This window comes from Ekhidna lutea (assembly GCF_900188325.1).
Lineage (GTDB): Bacteria > Bacteroidota > Bacteroidia > Cytophagales > Cyclobacteriaceae > Ekhidna > Ekhidna lutea.
On the sequence record NZ_FZPD01000004.1, the window covers coordinates 87215 to 105596 of the forward strand.

Genomic DNA, 18382 nt, shown 5'->3' on the forward strand with positions numbered 1-18382 from the left:
TTGCGGTCTCAAAAGAACAGACCCAATGAAAACCATCCAGGATTACAATTTTGAAGGAAAGAAGGCATTGATCAGAGTGGACTTTAATGTTCCGCTTAATGACCAGATGAAAGTAACTGATGAAACGCGAATCAATGCTGCCATCCCTACGCTGAAAAAGATTCTTAATGATGGTGGATCATGTATTTTGATGTCTCATCTGGGCCGACCTAAAAATGGATCTGAGGATAAGTTTTCACTTCGTCATATTATTCCCAACCTAGGGCAAAAACTTGGTGTTCCGGTTAAGTTCGCGGATGATTGTGTAGGACAATCAGCAAAAGATAAGGCACTAGCACTTCAACCTGGTGAAGTGCTGCTTCTAGAAAACGTACGTTTCTATAAAGAAGAGACTGTCGGAAATGAAGCGTTTGCACAAAAGTTGGCGAGTCTTGGTGATATTTATGTGAATGATGCTTTTGGCACTGCTCACAGAGCACATGCTTCTACTACGGTTGCTGCTAAATCATTCGAGGACAAATGCTGTGGATTTGTAATGAAAGCAGAGCTTGAGAATGCTCAAAAAGTATTAGAAAAAGCAGACAAGCCTTTCACTGCTATCATGGGTGGAGCGAAGATCTCAGATAAGATCATGATCATAGAGCAACTGCTGGATAAAGTAGATCACCTGATCATTGGTGGTGGAATGAGTTATACTTTCTTTAAAGCAATGGGTGGACAAATCGGAAACTCGCTGGTTGAAGAAGATAAGCTGGACCTGGCAAAAACATTGATTTCCAAAGCAAAAGAAAAAGGCGTTGATCTTCAGCTTCCTAAGGATTCGATTGTGGCTGATAACTTCAGCAATGATGCTAACACCCAAACCAGTGATAATTATACAATTCCTGCAGGGTTTATGGGATTAGACATTGGGCCTGAATCCAGGGAGGTGTTCTCCAAAATCATTGAAAACTCCAAGACCATTCTTTGGAATGGGCCGATGGGCGTATTCGAAATGAGCAACTTCGCTCAGGGTACCAACACCATTGCACAAGCGGTGGTAAAAGCAACTGAAAACAGAGGCTTCTCCCTAATCGGTGGTGGTGACTCTGCTGCTGCCGTAAACAATCTTGGATATGGCGATAAAGTCTCTTATGTATCTACAGGAGGTGGAGCATTGCTTGAGTACATGGAAGGAAAGGTATTGCCGGGGGTTGCCGCTTTGGAAGAATGATTTTTTTTACGGTTCCAATTCCTCCCTTGATGGAGGTCAGGTGGGTGACTCTAATACATTTCTACAATCTCACCCCCTATCCCACTCAAGGGGGAACCAATTACGTAATTCAGGAGATCTTTCAGCTTTTCCTATAGCTTAGACCAACCTGAAAGCATCAGAATGACGGTTTTAGCTTTCACCTCAGTGGTCTCTGTGTATTCTTTGCTTTCTCTGTTGTTAAACCAAAGAAAATCTCCCCCCACTCTCAACTACCTTCTTGTCATTAATCAGAATCCTCAGAGCTTCCATGATCTGATCCTGGGTGTAGCTCGCCATCAAAGCTCGCAGTTCTGACATATTTCTGGGAGATTCCAAGACCTCCTCAACCTTTTCAATTGGAATTTCGCTGGCTTTGAGTTGCTTCTTCTTTTCCAGATCATTGTCACAAATGCCGCAGGTAAGAGAAGTCTCTTCATCAAAATATCGTTGAAAAATTTGAGTGCGGCACTCAGTGGATTTCATGTAATCAACAACTGCATCTGCTTTTTCCAATGCCAGCTTCCTTCGCCACTCTATCTGCTTATTGTCAATCGGTAGCTTTTCAGGATCAAGTCGAGGAGTAAGAAACGTGATGGTGGCCGAATCCATTGCAGGCTGATAGTCAATTACCTCGCTATCATTTAAAAATTTCAGACATTTCCTAACCTGCACCTTATCCGTTTTCAATAGCGAACCAATGTCTTTTTCCTTGATTTTGGCATATCCAGCAAACACTTCTCCTCCATACAACCGAAGTAGTGTTTTGATGACTGTGTCCAGCTTTGGATTGGCAATTTGAAACTTGTATGTTTCGCTTTTATCCAGCAGAAAAGTAATCTTAGAGTGCTCATAAAACCCCTCCGTCATCTGAATGAGCCCCTCATCAGTCAGTTTTTTCAGCGCTGCATAAGTCTCTACTATGGGAAGGTTGTACGTATTGATAAACTGCTCATAATTGAATGGGAAGCTGGATAATGCATGACTCCCAATTGCCATTTTAAAGAAATTGGCCAACGCCTGATAGGTACGTTTTATTTGTTCCAGCGATACCACAGATCGGTTGGTTCGATCCTTTAATTCATCTATGTCTTGATTGTGATAAAGTGCTACAGCATAGGCTTTCCTTTCATCCCGACCAGCCCTTCCTGCCTCCTGGTAGTAAGCTTCCAGCGAATCCGGCAAATCCAAATGAATAACCGTTCGCACATCAGGCTTATCAATCCCCATTCCAAAGGCATTGGTGGCTACCATGACCCTGGTTTTATTGTTGATCCAGTCGGTTTGCTTATCCGAACGTTCCAGGCCGGAAAGACCTGCATGATAATGGTCTGCCGAAATATGGTTTCTTCTTAACAAATCAGCAATCTCTTTGGTACGCTTGCGGCTCCTAACATACACCACCGATGTTCCCGGCACATTTCCCAGAATCTCAAGAAGCTTTCCTTCTTTGTTTTCCAGACGAAAAGCTGAATAGGAAAGGTTAGCTCTGGCAAAGCTTTTCTGAAAGATCTGCACGTCTTGCAACTCAAGCTTCTCTGCAATTTCTTCCTTTACTTCTTTCGTTGCTGTAGCGGTCAATGCAATCAATCGCTCAACTCCAATCTCTTTTTTGAATTCGGCTATTTGCAGGTAAGGAGGTCGGAAATCATACCCCCACTGTGAAATACAATGTGCTTCATCAATTGCCAGCAAGCTGATATTCATTTGCTTTGCCCGCTCCAGAAATATCTCTGTTTTCAACCTTTCCGGAGATACATATAGGAATTTAAAGTCACCATAGATGCAATTATCCAATGTGATGTCTATCTCCCTCCGACTCATCCCGGAGTAAATAGCCGCAGATTTAATTCCTCTCTTTTGCAATTGATCCACCTGATCTTTCATCAGTGAAATCAACGGAGACACTACAATGCAAACTCCCTCTAGCGTTAAAGCCGGAACCTGAAAGCAAACGGACTTCCCCCCTCCGGTTGGCAACAACGCCAGCGTATCCTTTCCATCCAGCACTGACTGGATAATCTCCTCCTGCATGGCTCTGAAAGAGTCATAGCCCCAATACTGCTTTAGGATTTCCGAAGGGTTCATTTCGCTAAGTTATGCGCCAATGATTAAGCTCCAATACCTGTTTTGCTAATCTTGTGATATCTCCATGCGCATAAGCCTCCAATTACAGAGAAAGCTGCCAACAACAAGAATACATGCTGATGACCCACCACTCCCGGATTGGCATCCAATAAGTACCCGATTACGACCCCTGCAAACACATCCGGAGTAAATCCAATAACTGAAACTAACCCTACCGCTGTTCCGGTCAGATGAAGGGGAATGTTACCTTCCTGAAGCACCGCAAAGTAAAGGGCTCGTGCAGCATAAACACCTCCTGATATGGTTAAGATGGACACCAAAAACATCGGCAAATAACCATGACCTAAACCACTTGCAAACCAAAGTGACCCTACCAATACAATTACAAAGCTGATGAATAGCCATAAGGTGGTTTTCGATCTGTCAGCAAGAAAGCCAACCAAAACACCGGCTACCGGTCGCATAAACAACAAAAAAGTGCCAATTCGGGCAGAATTGATTTCATCATGCCTCAAAACTTCACGTGCATAAAGCGATACTACATCCGTGGTTTTGTACCCCATATACGCGCATAATATGATGATCATCAGTAACCAAACTGCAGGAAGCTTAACCACTTCACCAATTTGCCTAACAGAAATCTGTTCAACCTTCTCGGCTTTACCAGTATCTGATTTCAGAAGAAACCAAATAAGTACACCTATAATGGCAATAAGCCCGGTTGATCCGTAAATAGCCCACCGAAAGGCTTCTCTTCGTTCATCAAGGTTTATTTCAACGTTCTCAGCAAGCGAATTGGCAAACAGCAAGACTGCAAATACACCGAATAAAGCGCCAATCAACCCTCTTCCACCATCGAGCATTCCAAAAGCCTTGCCCTGATCTTTAGAACCTCCCCAAATACGAGTAGCCTTTATCATGGGCGACCAGAAAAGAAAGATGGTAGTGAACCCCCAATAGCCATACAAGAGCTGCAATGCAAAAAAACCGGGATACAGTGCATATACCAATCCTCCCAATGCGGTTAACCATAATGAAAATGCAATCAGTTTTCGAGGTTCGAAGCGATCAGCGATGGGTCCGCCAAAAAAGTATGAAACCATGGCGGTGATACCGTAATAGGTAAAGCATAGTCCTAGTTCCGTATTATCAATTTGAAATACCTCAAGTACGGTGGAACGGAATACTCGTTGTAAGACGAATGGTAAAACGAAAACGGCTTCTCCAGCTAAGATGAGGAGGATAAGATAGGTCCAGTTGGTGTTAGATTTTTGCACGTATAATTCAAGATAAATGAAATGGACGAAATCCTAAATATGGTTAAAAATTAAAATGTAAGGTGAAAGAGATTTAGCTTTAGATACACTAACTAAATCAAGACACTATGTTTTTCACTTACCTAAAAGCTTTTATAACGGGTTCTCTGCTTTTTATCGTTTCTTCGATTTTCAGTCAGGGTTTTGAAGGGTATTATCGATATCCGGATGTTCACAATGACAAAATTGTATTTTGTGCTGAAGGTGATCTTTGGTCTGTCTCACTGGCAGGTGGGCTAGCCCAGCGCTTGACAACTCACCCTGAGGAAGAGCTCGTGCCTTCTATTTCTCCTGATGGCAATACCATCTTATTTTCTGCAAGCTATGAGGGCCCAATGGAAATATACACCATGCCGATTAATGGAGGGGTAACCACTCGATGGACGTATGAAAGTGAACCGTCAACCGCTACCACATGGACGCCTGATAATAAAATCGTTTATGCAACCTGGGCTTACAATAAAAAACCGGATGATCGCTTGGTAACCATTGATACCAAGACAAAGGTGAAAACAGTAATCCCACTGGATCAGGCTAGCGAAGCTTCATTTAGCGCGGATGGTCAAACCGTATTTTTTGTACGTCCGGCGGACCATGGAAATGTCACCAAAAGGTACAAAGGAGGTACTGCCCGCCAAATCTGGAAATTCACTTTTGGTTCCAATGAAGCCATTAAACTTACGCCTGATTATGAAGGAGAAAGCCACCATCCGATGTGGCATGATGGCCGGGTTTATTTTCTATCCGACAGAGACGGCATCATGAATGTATGGTCCATGGATGAAAATGGTGATGATAAAAAGCATCACACCACACACGAAGACTTTGACGTTCGATCCGCAAATGTTTCCAATGGAGTTGTCGTGTACCAGGTTGGAGCGGACCTTTGGAAATACAGCATTGCATCGAACACTTCTGAAAAAATATCCATCACACTAGCTTCTGATCTGGATCAGCTTAGGGAAAAGTGGGAGGAAAACCCTTCACAATACATTACCTCCGTAAATCCCAATAAGGATGGATCCAAAATTGCGATTACAGCAAGAGGCCGGGTTTTCGTTGTTCCTACCAAAGCCGGCAGAACCGTCTCATTTACTGAAAAGGATGATGTGAGATATCGGGATGCGACATTCGCTGCAGATGGAAAGTCAGTGATTGCACTTTCCGATGAATCTGGTGAATTTGAATTCGTTAAAATGCCGGCCGATGGTATCGGTACTGAAACTGCAATCACCTCGGATGGCAACTTATTGAGATATGGAGGCAAACCATCTCCGGATGATAAGTGGATTGCTTATGATGACCTGGAGAGCAATATGTATGTGCTCAATGTAACTTCAGGCGTAAGCACCAAAATCTCCACGAATCAGGAAGGCATCTGGGACTTTTCCTGGTCGCCTGACAGTCAGTGGTTGGCCTATGTACAGGCTGCTTCAAATAGTATGGTTCAAATTCGAGTATTCAATGTCAATACTAAACAACAGTTTGAACTCACTTCTGATCGTGCCAACAGTTTCAATCCACGCTGGAGCCCGGACGGAAAGTTTATCTACTTTATCTCCGATCGAAACTTTACCACACTGGTAGGAAGTCCATGGGGTACACGTCAGCCTGAACCCTATTTTGATGTGAGTGAAAAAATCTATCACATTCCCCTTCAAAAAGGAACCCGATCACCATTCAGACCTGCAGATGAGCTTTATTCTGAAAACGAAGAGAAGAAAGATGACAATGGAGATAAAAAGAAAAAAGGAAAGGACGAAGAAGAGGACTCGGGTGTTAAGGTTGTAATCGATCAGGCAGGCATTCAGGAACGTCTCATGGAAGTGCCGGTAAAACCCGGAAACTACTTTGGATTGGAAGTAAACGATAAAGCACTTTATGTGACTTCCAGAGAAACCGGTGTAGATGCAAAAAGTCACCTGGCTGCTGTCAAAATCACCAATGAAGATCCTGAAGTGAAAACCATAGTAAATGATATAAACTCATTTGATTTAACAGCCGATGGTGAGAAGCTTTTGCTAGCAAAGCAGCAAAATTTCTATGTGGTTGATGCAGGCACGAGCCCCATTAGTGATTTGAATGATAACAAGGTTGATTTAAGTGGATGGAAATTTCCCATCGACCCGAAAGAAGAATGGCAACAATTATTTACGGATGCCTGGAGAATGGAAAGGGATTATTTCTATGACAAGAATATGCACGGTGTGGACTGGGATGCTATGCATGCTAAGTATCTTCCATTGGTTGATCGGGTGACCACTCGAAATGAATTATCTGATTTGATCGGTCGATTTGTTGGTGAGCTGGCGGCACTGCATACGAGTGTTAGAGGTGGTGACACCCGAAGTGATGAAAAAAACATCCCTGTTGCAACTCTTGGAGGGATATTTACGCGTGATGAAGCTGCAGGCGGCTTCCGCATCGACTACATCTACAAAGCAGATCCTGACTATCCGGATGAAAAATCCCCTTTGGATGATCCTTATCTGGATGTGAAGGAAGGAGACATTATCACAAGTGTCAATGGTCGTGCGGCTCTTTCGGCCAATGATATTGGGGAACTGATTCGGAATCAGGTAGGAAAGCAGGTCAGACTAGGGATAAAGCGAGGTTCCAGCGTTCGGGACATCATAGCCACTCCGATCGGTAGTGCATTCAACCTCAGGTATCGTGATTGGGAATACAATAACCGTAAATACGTGGATCAGCAGTCTGATGAGACTATTGGCTATTTGCACCTGCGCGCCATGGGTAGCAACGATATAAATCAATTCTACAGGGAATTCTACCCGGTCTTTAACCGTCAGGGATTAATCGTTGATGTGCGATACAACTGGGGAGGAAACATTGACAGTTTCATTCTGGAAAAACTTCTCCGCAAGGCATGGATGTACTGGCAGGCACGTTCAGGAGAACCCTATTGGAATATGCCGTATGCATTCAGAGGACATATTGCTGTTTTGGTAAATGAAAACACTTATTCCGATGGTGAGGCGTTCGCCGATGGGTTTACAGAATTAGGTTTAGGTACTACTATTGGAACCAGAACCTGGGGTGGTGAAATATGGCTTCATAGTGGCAATCGACTCAGTGATGGTGGGATTGCACGAGCTCCAATGTTTGGGGTGTATGCAAACGGCGAATGGCGAATTGAAGGACGTGGCTTTGAGCCGGATATCGAGATTGATAATTTACCGCATGCTACCTACAATGGAAAAGATGCCCAGTTGGATAAAGCGATTGAACACTTAAAGCAGAAGATTCAAGAAGATCCTCGACCTGTTCCCCCTCCACCGGCCTATCCGGACAAGTCGTTTAAAAACAACAAGAAAAACTAGATACAAAAGCCTCTCAAAATTGAGAGGCTTTTCTTTATAAAGTCAAGGGGTTTTGATAGAAGTCGAATTAGTATCTTTGACCGTTATTTCAAATTGAAAGTTTATAAAGAAATGAAACCGTTCCTGTTTATACTTATAATTCATCTGTTCGTAAACCAGATTTTTTGCCAAAAATCATGTCCAGAATTTCAAAGTTCAACCGAAAATTATTGGCCACTAACTCCAGGAATCGAAAACAATTTTAAACTTTCAAGGGATACAAAGATCACTGTTATATTAAATGATAGTATTGAATTTCAAAGCAAATTCTATAGAATACGAAGAGAAACATTCCTCAAAGATGGTCGAACAGAAGAATTGTACTTTAGAAAAGAAAACGGAACTATTTATAGTTATGATTTAAAACAAAATCTTGAATCTATTGCACTACCTGCTAACCCAGAAGTTGGCATGAAATGGGAAACTGCTGATAGATCATGGAGCTAGGAATACTTAGCTTAGAAAGTAGCTTTACTACACCTTTTTGTGAATTCACATATCTATTAGAATTACAAGTTTCAAACTCATCGTGTACTTTCAATTACTTTTATATGAAAGGGGTTGGATTGGTTGGAATCAAAGAAAATAATAGAATACACACGCACATTCAAGGTGAAAAAAAAGCAGGCTATCAAGTTTATAGAACCTATGGATGTAAAGACCTCCAATATGATATGACAATTAGGAAGTGTACCTATCGTGAAGTTTATGAATTTATCCATTCGAATTTCAAACTTCCTAAAAGGAAAATTACAAATGGAAGCATTAGACTAGAGGCAGAGATAGATGAGAACGGCAAATTCAAGATGCGAACTAAGATCGAGAATACAGATCCAAAATATCAAGCTCAAGAATTAGAAGCAATTAGAGTCCTTAATTCAATGCCTCATTTTATACCTGCTAAATTTTACGAAAAAGCCTCCAGTGGAACATTTATACTTCCGTTGGAATTTAGAAAACGAAAAATTCGATCCACTGAATGGCACTTGAATAATCTGTTTCCGAAAGGGAATACAAACTAAACTAAAACACCCCAATAATCTCCAAGATTTATCCTATCTCCACAACCAAATCATCCTGCTCTATAGTTTCCAGCCCCGAAGTGTTGCTTTAGGAATCTCGTTAACTACGTCCAGGGAATATTTTAAACTTTTACTATAGCTTACATATATACTTTTCTATTACTAATCAAACGCTCGCTTAGCAATCACATGGATTATAAATCTATACTACTGTCCTTCTTAGGTACATTTATCGCAACACTAGGCAATTCTCAAATTTTTGATGTTCACTTACACAGTTACACAGATAATGATTACTGGGGTGGTCAAACACATCCTACAGGTATAATGTCTCCATCCTCTGCTCAGGAACATTTAGCACAAACGATTGAAATGATGGATAAGCACAATGTCCAATATGCTATAGTGTCTGGCTCAGTTGAAAGTATTTCTAAATACGTTGAAGCGGATTCGAGATTTATACCCGGATACATGGACGAAGAAGAATTAATTCCAATCAAGGAATTTGAAACCCATGTGAAAGAAGGAACTATTCGAGTATTTGGAGAAGTCGCAGGGGTATATTTTGGTCGCACGTTAAATGATCCTATATATGCACCGTATCTGAAAATTTGCGAGGAATATGGAATTCCAGTCGCATATCATACTGGTGGGGGGCCACCTATGACTCCCTATCGATGCTGCCCCAAGTTTCGTATTTCGCATGGAGATCCGTTGCTGATAGAAGATGTCCTTATTAAGTATCCAAAACTTCAGGTTTATCTTATGCACAGTGGAGAAGTGTTTTTTGAAAACGCTGTTCGTATGCTGAATCTTTACCAGCATCTTTATGTCGATCTTGGTGTGCTGCTGTGGGTAAGTCCACTTACCCAAGATTATGCTGTCAGATTCTTAAAATCGGCTAAAAATTCCGGAGTTTTAAATAGAGTCATGTTCGGTACCGATCAGATGGTTTGGCCGGGAGCTGCAACAAAATCGATTGAGTTTCTAAATTCACTGGAATTTTTAACTCCTGAGGACAAGCAAATGATTGTATATGATAATGCCATCCGGTTTTTCAAAATTGATGAATAGTGACTATCAATCACTTCATACTTCCTAACCACCTAATACCCCCCTCCAAGGAGGGGAATTCTACCCCATCTCCACTACCAAATCATCCTGCTCTACCAATTCGCCGGATTGTAGGTGTATCTTTTTGACGGTTCCGGAAACAGATGAGGAGACCGTCGTTTCCATTTTCATTGCTTCAATGACAAACAGCACATCGTCCTTCTTCACTTTGTCGCCCTCTTTCACTTTCACCTCAGCAATTTTGCCCTGAAGTGGAGATCCAATCTCGTTATCAGCTTCCGCTTTTCGGTTAGAAATTTTCTTAACGGCCACTTTCTGGTCCCGTATGCTGATACGTCGTGTTTGTCCATTGAGTTTAAATGAAACTGTTCGCATCCCTTCCTCATCCGGCTCAGTGATAAAACCCATCTCGATGATGATGTTCTTTCCTTTAGCAATCTCCACAATCACTTCCTCGCCTCGCTTCATTCCGTAGAAGAAAACAGGAGTTGGTAAGTGGGTCACTTCATCGTACTCCTGAATGTGCTGGTAGTATTCCTTGAAGACTTTCGGGTAAAGCTTAAACGATAAGAAATCGTCGAAATCTGTTCGAGGAAACTCTTTTTGAAAGGCCGCAAATTCCTTCTCAAAATCTACCGGATCCATGTTGTCATTGGCTCGGCCTTTCAATGGTTTTTGATTTTTTAGGATCAACTTGCTGATCTCCGCAGGGAATCCACCCGGTGGCTGTCCTAAATCCCCTTTGAAGAATCCGATCACCGATTCAGGGAATGAAAGAGAAGCTCCTTTTTCAAATATCTCTTCAGCACTAAGATCATTGGCCGTCATAAACATCGCCATGTCTCCTACCACTTTAGATGAAGGCGTCACCTTTACAATATCACCAAAAAGATCATTGACGATCTCATAGTTTTTCTTAATCGTCTCAAACTTATGTTCCAATCCCAGGGCGATTGCCTGAGGTCGTAGATTAGAGTACTGACCTCCAGGAATTTCGTGATCGTATACTTCTGCTGTTCCCGCTTTCAATCCCGACTCAAACGGGTAGTAAAATTCTCTTACATCCTCAAAATAAGTTGAGTGTTTGTTCAACGATTCCAGATTCATTTCCCTTCCTCTTTCATGGTACTTCAGAGTAGCCACAAGTGAATTGAAGTTAGGCTGAGAGGTAAGCCCTGACATGGAAGCGAGTGAAACATCCACAATATCAACCCCTGATTCAATGGCTTTCAGGTACATAGCCGCCTGCATGGATGAGGTGTCATGCGTATGCAGGTGTATAGGTAAGTCCACCGCCTTCTTCAACTCAGACACCAATAGCTGAGCACTGTATGGTTTCAACAATCCGGCCATGTCTTTAATGGCCAACAGGTGTGCTCCTTCATCTTCCAGCTGACGCGCCATATCCAGGTAGTACTGAAGCGTGTATTTCTTCTGATCATCGTCCTGTAATTCCCCGGTATAGCAAATGCAAGCTTCAGCTAACGACTCTGTTCGTTCACGGACTGCTTTTATGCTCACCTTCATGTTTTCAATCCAGTTGAGTGAATCGAAAATACGGAAGATGTCCATGCCGTTTTCAGCTGTTCGCTCGATAAACCGCTCGATCAGGTTATCCGGATAGGCAGTATACCCTACTCCATTCGATCCTCTCAAAAGCATCTGAAATAAGATGTTTGGTGCCGCTTCCCGCATGAGCTGAAGTCTCTTCCATGGGCTCTCCTTCAGGAATCGCATGGATACATCGAAGGTAGCGCCTCCCCACATTTCCATGGAAAACACGTCAGGATTTTGCTGCGCATAGCTTCGGGTCACCTTCAGCATATCTTCCGTTCGGAAACGTGTAGCCAACAAGGACTGATGTGCATCTCGCCAGGTGGTGTCTGTAAAATGCACCTTCGGGTCGTCTTTGATGGATTGCACAAATTTTTCTCTACCCAGCTTCTTTAATCGATCTCTTGAACCTTCCGGAATGGAAGCTCCTTTCTGAACAGGTGGTAGTTTGGGAGTCCTGAATGTTTTATTTGGATCGAAAGATTTTACATCAGGGCTGCCATTGACAGAAACCTCACCAATGTAATTGAGTGTTTTCGTGCCCCGATCAAAGCTCTTTTTAATCTTGAAAAGATCAGGATGACTATCAATGAAATTGACGGTGGCCTTTCCATTGAAAAAGTCTTCCGTGTAGATCACATTCTCCAGGAAACCAATATTCGTCTTCACACCACGTACCCTAAACTCCCTCAGTGCCCGATGCAATCGTTGGGCCGCCCCTTTCAAGGTTCGACCTTTTGCCGTCACCTTCACCAAAAGCGAATCAAAGAATGGAGAGATTTTTACTCCGTTGTACACATTGCCTGCATCCAGGCGAATGCCAAACCCACCGGCAGATCGGTATGCAATGATGGTTCCATAATCCGGCTTGAAGCCATTTTCCGGGTCTTCTGTGGTCACCCGACATTGGACAGCAAACCCCCGAACCTGAATATCTTCCTGCGACTGAATGAAAATCTGTGGATGCGAAAGCTTGCATCCTGCCGCGATCAAAATCTGTGTTCGAACAATGTCTATACCTGTCACCTCCTCAGTAATGGTATGTTCCACCTGCACCCGAGGATTCACCTCTATGAAGTAGATGTTCTCATCCGGATCGACCAGAAACTCGACGGTTCCTGCGTTGTTGTAGTTTACCTGCTTCGCAATGCGCAAAGCATATTCATACAACTTTTCCCGTGTTTCATCTTTCAACCCCACACTTGGAGCTACCTCCACTACCTTTTGAAATCTTCGCTGAACAGAACAATCCCGTTCGTATAAATGCACAATATTTCCAGCACCATCCGCCAGGATCTGCACTTCAATATGCTTGGGGTTCTCTACATATTTCTCCAGGAAAATTGTGTCGTCTCCAAATGCCTTCCCGGCTTCAGATTTCGCTTCATTGAACGATTTGATCAAAGTCTTCTCATCCCTTACCACACGCATGCCTCTACCTCCACCTCCGGCGGAAGCTTTCAAAATGACCGGGTATCCGATACGCTTCGCTTCACTTTTGGCTATTTCATCATTTTCTAAAACCTTCAGATTGTCTTCAATAACCGGAACTCTAGCTGCCCGAGCAACCTTCTTAGCCATCACCTTGTCTCCCAATTGAGACATTACCTCCGGCTCAGGGCCGATAAATGTGATTCCTTCTTCCTTACAACGTGTAGCAAACGTTACATTTTCCGATAGAAAACCATACCCTGGATGGATCGCATCCACGCCGTTTTCTTTTGCGACCGAAATGATTTCTTCAATATCCAGATAAGGTTTCAACGGTTCGTCATCCGGACCAATTTGATACCCCTCATCTGCTTTGTATCGGTGCAATGAATAGCGATCTTCAAAGGTGTAGACAGCCACTGATCGAATGTGTAATTCCGAAATGGCCCGCAGCACCCGAATGGCAATTTCTCCACGGTTGGCGACCATTATTTTCTTGAAGAACTTCTGATTTTCCATACAGGTTGGAAATTAAAGAAATCAAAAGACAATCCATAAACTATGTAGACAACTACATTTATTTTTATATATTTACGTAGTTAACTACATTATTATGCAATACGATTTTGTAAATGAACTAGGCTATCTGGGGCTTGCGGTCAGGCTCAAACGGCTAAGTGATGCGATGGTCCATAGTGGCAGGCAGATGTACAAGGAGTTGGGGTTGGATATTGAGCCCAATTGGTTCCTGATATTCAGACTTTTGAAAAAGTATAATCAGCTTTCAGTGACTGAAATGGCATCCAAGCTACATTTTTCACACCCTTCTGTCATTACCATGGTTGGGAAAATGGAGAAGGCAGGCTATCTCAATTCCACTCTCGATAAATCCGACTCCCGGAAAAAGCATTTTTTCTTGTCTGCGAAAGCTGAAGAAAACCTACCGCGTTTTGAAGAAATATGGCAAGCGGGAACCGAAGGAGTGAAAAAACTCTTTTCGGAGGATAGCAATTTCCTGAACCTATTGGAAGCCCTGGAGGTGCAGTACAGCCAAAAAGATTTTAAAGAAAGAACCCTAAACGAATTAGGCAATGAATAACACACTCGATTTCTCTCCGGAGCAATTTCAGAAGCTCCTCAATAAAACCTCTGATCTGGTTATCCATCAGCTTTCCGATTTAGAAAGTAAGAAAGCCTACCATTTCCATCCTCAAAAAGAGGTCGAAAGCTGGTTTGATGAGCCCCTGCCTAAAGAAGGAATGAACCCTGAAGAAGTGATTGACTTGTTCAAAGAACTGGTCATGGATACGGCCACCAACAATGTGGGACCATACATGTACGCCTATGTGATGACTGGAGGCTCACAAATGTCACTGCTTGCAGAAAAACTGACAGCCACCATCAACCAGAACGTTGGGAAGTGGCACTTGGGGCCTGCAGCCAGTGAAATCGAAAAGCGTGTGGTGCAGTGGGCGGGTGAGCTTACCACCTTTGGAAAAGACTGTGGAGGTGTGATGGTTAGTGGTGGTTCTGCCGCAAACCTGGCCGGACTGACAGTTGCCAGAAACATCTTCTTTGAAAAAGAAAATATCCGAGAAAAGGGGTTATTTGGTATGAAGCCCTTTACCGTTTATGCCTCAACCGAAGTGCATGGATGCGTGGACAAAAGCCTCATGGAATTGGGTATTGGCACCAATCAGCTTCGAAAAATTCCTGTCAATGAGGATTTTACCATCAACCTGGATGATCTGAAAGCAGCGATAAAGCAGGATAAATCTGCAGGCTTCACTCCTTTTTGTGTGGTCGGTACTGCCGGAACAGTAAATACCGGAGCAATTGATGATTTGACTGCTTTGGCTTCCATCGCAAAAGAACACGACATGTGGTTTCACATTGATGGAGCCTATGGAGGATTGCCAGCTTGCTTAAAAAGTATCCAGAAAGAATACAAAGGCATTGAGCTGGCCGACTCACTAGCATTGGACTTTCATAAGTGGATGTACCAGACCTTTGAGGCTGGTTGTTTGCTGGTAAATGACTTCAGTATTCTGCAACGAACGTACTTCAAACAAGCTTCCTATCTGGATACCACACTGGAAGAGCAGGGACGCACCAACTTCAACGAGCATTATTTTCAGTTAACACGAAATGCGAAAGCCATCAAGGTATGGATGAGTCTGAAAACCTACGGCATGAAAAAGCTAAAGGCGATGATTCAGAAAGACATTGTCCTGGCGCACTACCTTGGAGAACAGATTGAAAAGGCGGATGATTTTGAATTGAAAAGCACTTCTCATCTGGCGGTTACCAGCTTCCGGTATACGAATGGGCTGACCGACGAGAAAGCCATTGATGAGCTGAACAGAAAGCTAATCCCTGCTTTAGAGAAAGATGGACGAGTGTTTATTACGGGTACTACCCTGCACAATCAGTTTGTGATTCGGGCCTGTCTGATCAACCACCGCATGCATGAAGGAACTGTCAATTACCTGCTGAAGGTTATTAGAGAGGTTGCAGCTAACCTAAACTGAATCCACCGAATGAAGGTAACAATCGAAAGCATCAGTACAGACCAACTTGATCCTCTGCAAGCATTATGCATAGCGACGTTTACAGAGACCTATGGATCTCAAAACACCAAAAGTGATCTCGAAAATTACCTGGAGACGAACTTCAATTCAGCTCAATTAAAGAAAGAGCTTGAAAACCCTCAGTCGGAGTACTACTTTGTTAAAGTTGATGGAGCCATAGCGGGTTATCTGAAAGTGAACGTAGGAGATGCTCAAACAGAGATTAAGGAACAAAACGGTCTTGAGATTGAGCGAATCTATGTTTCCAGAGCCTATCAGGGAAAGAAACTGGGGCAGGCGCTGTTTGAAAAGGCAATGGAACGAGCAAGGTTTCATAAAACAGCCTTTCTGTGGCTGGGAGTGTGGGATCAAAATACCAATGCCATTGGCTTTTATGAGCGAAATGGATTCAAAACCTTCGACACCCATGTGTTTCAGCTGGGGGATGACATGCAAACAGATTTGATGATGAAACTGGAGCTGGCATGATGGAAATCAGGAAAGCCACCGAAACAGACCATGATGGCGTTTGGGAGATTTTCTCAGAGGTTGTAAAGAAAGGAGACACCTATGTCTTTCCGGATGATACTCCAAGGGCTGATTTGGCCAAGTATTGGTTTGCATCCGAGATGGAGACTTATGTGGCTGAAAATGAGAATGGAGAAATTGTGAGCACCTACTTTCTAAAACCCAATTATCCCGGCCGTGGCAATCACATTGCGAATGCCGGATACATGGTAATGCCGTCTCATCAGGGAAAAGGCATTGGCAAGCTCCTTTGCGAACACTCCATACAAATAGCTAATGAGCTTGGCAATCACGCCATGCAATTCAATATTGTGGTATCAACGAATACGGCAGCCGTTCGGCTCTGGCAACAGTTCGGCTTTGAGATCATTGGCACCACGCCCAAAGGATTTCAGCACAAGGAATTGGGATTGGTGGATACTTATGTGATGTGGAGGGGGTTGAAATAGGTCGAATATTTAGCATTCCGCTATATTTGAAAGGAGGATAAACGACATATGTCCGTTTATACAAATGTTAGTCTTCATACCTGATCCGCATGGGAACAACCCAAACCGCTGAAGAAGTAAAACAAGAACACCTAGAAAAACTCGGCCCTGAACTGGGGAACATTTATCATCAACTTAGAAATGAACTCATTTTTATTCACATCAAGTGGTGTGAATTCGAGGAACTCTACGCTCATGAAGAGCGAGTCGAACTTATGAAGAAAAACTCACCCAACTTTTTCTATTATCTACAAAACATCTTATTTGAGGACGTCATATTGGCCATTACCAGAATAACAGAAAGTAAAACCAATAAGGGTAAAGAGAATTTAACAATTCGACATTTTCCGAGCTTGGTATCTGACAAACTGAAAGGGAAAACTGGCAAACTGATAAAACGAATCAACTCAGAATCTAGCTTCTGTAGAGATCGACGCAACAGGAAAATTGGACACTTGGATAAAAATTTGGCACTAAAAGAAAATCCAAAACCATTGGAAATTGCAAGTAGGAATAAGGTTAACCAAGTATTGGACAGTTTGGCAGAACTTATGAACTTCTTGCAACTCGAGTATATGAACTCATCAACTCATTACAGAGTAAGGTCCGACCATGGTTACTTTCTTCTACAACGAGCTGAACGAGGAAGAAAACTAAGAGACCTAAGACTTAAACTTATCAAAGAGAACAAGATCGATTTGTATAACGAACTTTATGAATACTTGAACGAGAAAAACGAAGAGTAACAGTAACTTCTGCAGGCGCAAGCGTCTCACATGTGCTTCTGTAATTACATCCCCCTTCTAAGCTCGACCCGACACACCCCCTGAACGTTGGACCGTCTCCTCGGCAAATTTTATCGCAAAAGAACGGAATCAGAATCACTTTCGTTAACTTAGTTATCATGGAAACTAAGCTCAAAGAACATTTAATTCAGATTGCGGGTAGACTAACACCTGAATCAACCCTGGAGGATGTTTATGAACAACTCTCTTTGCTTGCAGATATTGAGATTTCCGAACAACAGGAACAAAAGGGTCAAATACTGACTCAATCTGAAGTCGAAAAGCAATCCAAAGAATGGGTAAAGTAATTTGGACCAAACGAGCTTTCGATCAATTACAACGTAACATCAAATACATCAAAGAGGAACAGGGTAACTCCTATGCTGAAACTGTTCTTAACAAGATTCTAAGTTCAACTGCTCTCTTAGAGGGCACACCTAAAATGGGTAGAGTTGAATCACTTCTTGAACATAAAAAATCAGAATATCGCTTCATGATTGTCTGGAGTTATAAAATAATTTATCGAGTAGCAACAGACAGTGTAGTAATCACCAGAGTCTTTCATACCTCAAGAAATCCCGACAAACTAAAAGGAGTTTAAAAAACAGAAGGTAACACGGGCTAGACTTAAATGTCATCTCGACCAAAGGGAGAGATATTTACTTTGGAGGTAAAGATTTCTCACATGCGTTCGAAATGACACCTAGTTTATTCTCCTACTCGGTTCTGTCCTCACGAACTGAAAACTGATTTTGGTTTGTGAAGACACAAACCATGGCGATTGGTCCGACACAATCACTCGTGCGTGTCACCCTGCCATGCCTTCGGGCAAGCCTTTGGCGTCCGTAGGAGCCTGTCGAAGGGTGTGGGATGAGCGTGGGTTTGATCAATCGATGACTTGTCTATCCTTCGATA

15 protein-coding genes are annotated in these 18382 nt (G+C 42.8%); 12 read left to right on the forward strand and 3 right to left on the reverse strand.

The features are described from left to right. Positions 1-25: 25 nt before the first annotated feature. A complete protein-coding gene (locus CHB71_RS11520) occupies positions 26-1213 on the forward strand; it encodes a phosphoglycerate kinase (RefSeq protein WP_089357079.1) in 1188 nt (395 codons plus the stop codon). A gap of 219 nt (positions 1214-1432) precedes the next feature. On the opposite strand, the gene CHB71_RS11525 is transcribed toward CHB71_RS11520, so the two are convergent. Both CHB71_RS11525 and CHB71_RS11530 read right to left on the reverse strand, forming a co-directional pair. Next, the gene (locus tag CHB71_RS11525) at positions 1433-3319 is read right to left on the reverse strand and encodes a RecQ family ATP-dependent DNA helicase (RefSeq protein ID WP_089357080.1); all 1887 of its coding nucleotides are present in this window, start codon (positions 3317-3319) and stop codon (positions 1433-1435) included. A 23-nt stretch (positions 3320-3342) separates the two neighbouring features. Further along, the gene (locus CHB71_RS11530) at positions 3343-4596 is read right to left on the reverse strand and encodes an MFS transporter (protein WP_089357081.1); all 1254 of its coding nucleotides are present in this window, start codon (positions 4594-4596) and stop codon (positions 3343-3345) included. Between the two features lie 107 nt (positions 4597-4703). On the opposite strand from CHB71_RS11530, the gene CHB71_RS11535 reads away from it, so the two are divergent. From CHB71_RS11535 to CHB71_RS11550, 4 genes are all read left to right on the forward strand, one after another. Next, a complete protein-coding gene (locus CHB71_RS11535; protein WP_089357082.1) occupies positions 4704-7976 on the forward strand; it encodes a S41 family peptidase in 3273 nt (1090 codons plus the stop codon). Between the two features lie 111 nt (positions 7977-8087). Then, a complete protein-coding gene (locus CHB71_RS11540; RefSeq protein WP_089357083.1) occupies positions 8088-8462 on the forward strand; it encodes a hypothetical protein in 375 nt (124 codons plus the stop codon). Then, positions 8453-9037, forward strand: a complete 585-nt coding sequence (locus CHB71_RS11545; RefSeq protein WP_144017406.1) for a hypothetical protein — start codon at positions 8453-8455, stop codon at positions 9035-9037. Before CHB71_RS11540 ends, CHB71_RS11545 begins: the two co-directional genes overlap by 10 nt. A gap of 189 nt (positions 9038-9226) precedes the next feature. Continuing rightward, positions 9227-10111 carry an amidohydrolase family protein gene (locus CHB71_RS11550; RefSeq protein WP_089357085.1) on the forward strand — a complete coding sequence of 295 codons (885 nt, stop codon included), beginning with the start codon at positions 9227-9229 and terminating at the stop codon, positions 10109-10111. 60 nt (positions 10112-10171) lie between these two features. Here the strand turns inward: CHB71_RS11550 and CHB71_RS11555 are convergent, their stop codons facing one another. Next, complete coding sequence (locus CHB71_RS11555) at positions 10172-13615, reverse strand: pyruvate carboxylase (protein ID WP_089357086.1); 3444 nt, start codon at positions 13613-13615, stop codon at positions 10172-10174. A 94-nt stretch (positions 13616-13709) separates the two neighbouring features. Between CHB71_RS11555 and CHB71_RS11560 the strand changes: the two genes are divergently transcribed. From CHB71_RS11560 to CHB71_RS11590, 7 genes are all read left to right on the forward strand, one after another. Further along, on the forward strand, positions 13710-14195 hold the full coding sequence (locus CHB71_RS11560; protein WP_089357087.1) for a MarR family winged helix-turn-helix transcriptional regulator: 486 nt from the start codon (positions 13710-13712) through the stop codon (positions 14193-14195). Continuing rightward, positions 14188-15627 (forward strand): pyridoxal phosphate-dependent decarboxylase family protein, encoded by a 1440-nt coding sequence (locus CHB71_RS11565; RefSeq protein ID WP_089357088.1) that lies wholly within the window; start codon positions 14188-14190, stop codon positions 15625-15627. Before CHB71_RS11560 ends, CHB71_RS11565 begins: the two co-directional genes overlap by 8 nt. Positions 15628-15636: 9 nt before the next feature. Then, positions 15637-16155: a GNAT family N-acetyltransferase gene (locus CHB71_RS11570; RefSeq protein WP_089357089.1), complete on the forward strand. Its 519-nt coding sequence runs from the start codon at positions 15637-15639 to the stop codon at positions 16153-16155. Further along, positions 16152-16643, forward strand: a complete 492-nt coding sequence (locus tag CHB71_RS11575) for a GNAT family N-acetyltransferase (protein ID WP_245811258.1) — start codon at positions 16152-16154, stop codon at positions 16641-16643. Before CHB71_RS11570 ends, CHB71_RS11575 begins: the two co-directional genes overlap by 4 nt. 89 nt (positions 16644-16732) lie before the next feature. Continuing rightward, entirely contained in the window at positions 16733-17428 is a 696-nt protein-coding gene (locus tag CHB71_RS11580; protein ID WP_089357090.1) for an AbiU2 domain-containing protein, read from the forward strand. A gap of 158 nt (positions 17429-17586) precedes the next feature. Continuing rightward, positions 17587-17775, forward strand: a complete 189-nt coding sequence (locus CHB71_RS11585; protein WP_245811259.1) for a hypothetical protein — start codon at positions 17587-17589, stop codon at positions 17773-17775. Then, the gene (locus CHB71_RS11590; protein ID WP_089357092.1) at positions 17763-18068 is read left to right on the forward strand and encodes a type II toxin-antitoxin system RelE/ParE family toxin; all 306 of its coding nucleotides are present in this window, start codon (positions 17763-17765) and stop codon (positions 18066-18068) included. The genes CHB71_RS11585 and CHB71_RS11590 overlap by 13 nt, the downstream gene beginning before the upstream one ends. Positions 18069-18382 lie beyond the last annotated feature (314 nt).